Origin of the sequence: Rhizobium sp. PRIMUS64 (genome assembly GCF_023006465.1) — a bacterium.
GTDB classification, from domain to species: Bacteria; Pseudomonadota; Alphaproteobacteria; order Rhizobiales; family Rhizobiaceae; genus Rhizobium; species Rhizobium leguminosarum.
On record NZ_JALBGX010000279.1, the window covers coordinates 1 to 1774 of the forward strand.

The 1774-nt window shown below is 63.8% G+C and carries 2 protein-coding genes; one reads left to right on the forward strand and one right to left on the reverse strand.

Translation table 11 applies throughout. The features are described from left to right. The coding region (locus tag MOV76_RS39035; protein WP_247266582.1) for an NmrA/HSCARG family protein at positions 1-802 on the forward strand (802 nt) is incomplete at its 5' end. Positions 803-1094: 292 nt separating this feature from the next. On the opposite strand, the gene MOV76_RS39040 is transcribed toward MOV76_RS39035, so the two are convergent. Beyond that, positions 1095-1774, reverse strand: a 680-nt coding sequence (locus tag MOV76_RS39040) for an SDR family oxidoreductase (RefSeq protein WP_247266583.1), incomplete at its 5' end; no start/stop codon positions are given.

The window sequence follows — 1774 nt, forward strand, 5'->3', positions numbered from 1 at the left end:
AGGCCACCGCGTCAAGGCAATCAGCCGCCGGCCGGAGAGCGATGGCGCAAAGCGGCTGGCTGCGGCAGGGGTCGAGGTCGTCGCCGGCAATCTCGATGACGGGGCATCCGTGGCGGCGGCAGCAGAGGGCGTCGACGCGATGTTCCTGATGGGCAACAGCTACGAAGCCGGAACGGACGCGGAAACCCGTCAGGGCATTGCCGCCGCCGATGCGGCAAAGGCCGCCGGCATCGGCCACCTGATCTATTCGTCCGTCGCCGATGCGCACAAGAAGACCGGCATACCGCATTTCGACAGCAAGTATCTCGTCGAGAAGCACATTGCAGGCCTCGGCATTCCCTACACGATCAGCGCGCCCGTCGCCTTCATGGAGAACACCGTGGCGCCGTGGGCGATCGACGGGCTGCGCCAAGGCGTCTATGCCGCAGCGCTGCCGCCCGCCCGCGTGCTGCAACAGGTCACCATCGATGACATCGGCGCTTTTGTCGCGACCTTGGCCGAGAGGCGCGAGCAGGTGTTCGGCAAGCGTTTCGATATTGCCGGCGACGAATTGTCCGGCGCGCAGCAGGCGAAGATCCTGTCCGAGGTGCTCGGCCGCCCAATCACTTACCGGGAATTGCCGATCGCGGCGATACGGCAGCAGAGCGAGGATACGGCGCTGATGTTCGAATGGTTCGACCGTACCGGCTACGACGCCGATATCGCCGCCCTGCGCCGCGACTTCCCCGATGTCGGCTGGCACAGCTACGCCGACTGGGCACGCGGTTTTGACTGGAGTGTGCTCGATAAGGCGGCTGGGTGAGTTCGCTGTGACACCGGTGATCTGACCGGTGTCACCGACAGGTGATGATGGCCTTGGCCACACTCTCCGTCATCCTTGAGCTATACACTTAAGCCGCGGATCAACGCCATGGCCGCTCACGGGTGCCGCGTGGATGCTCGGGTCAAGCCCGGGCATGACGGAGAGCAAAGGCATGTCCGAACTCTACATCGCAGAATTGAAGCGCGCTGGACTGGCAGATCGACCGTTCCACGCCGCATGGCGATTGTCCTGCTGTTCAAGATCGACGGGAGCCGTCGCTGCCAACGATACCTCACGCCTGAGCGGTCGGCCTAACAACGATGTCGCTGATATCGACATCGGCGGGTTGCTCGATGGCGAAGGCTATGGCGCGGGCGATGGCATCGGGTGAAATTGCCATCTCGTCCATGCGCTTTGCCATCTCGGCCTTGATCTCTGGGCTGGTCATGGAGCCGGTGAAATCGGTTCTTATAAATCCCGGCGAGATGTTGGTGACGCGCAGATGCGGGCCGGCCTCCAGCCGCAGGCCTTCGGCGATGGTGCGCATGGCGTTTTTCGTGCCGGCATAGACGGCCATGGTCGGCTTGATGATGAGGCCGGCGGTCGAGAGCGTGTTGACGAAGTGGCCGGAACCCTGCCGGCGGAACACCGGCAAGGCCGCGGCGATGCCATAGAGCGGCCCCTTGATGTTGACGTCGATCATCTCCTCCCAATCCTCGACCCGCAGTTCATCAAGAAGGGAGATCGGCCCGATGCCGGCATTGTTGATCATCACGTCGATCCTACCATAGTTGTTGCAGGCAAGCGCCACGAGAGCTGTGAGGTCCTCGCGCTTTTTTACGTCCATGGCGAGGCAGACGGCCTCGCCGCCGTTTTCGGTGATACGTCGCGCCAGGGCCTGCAGCCGGTCGGCGCGGCGGGCTCCAAGCACGAGCTTTGCGTCGCGCCCGGCCAGCAGCAGCGCCGTGGCTT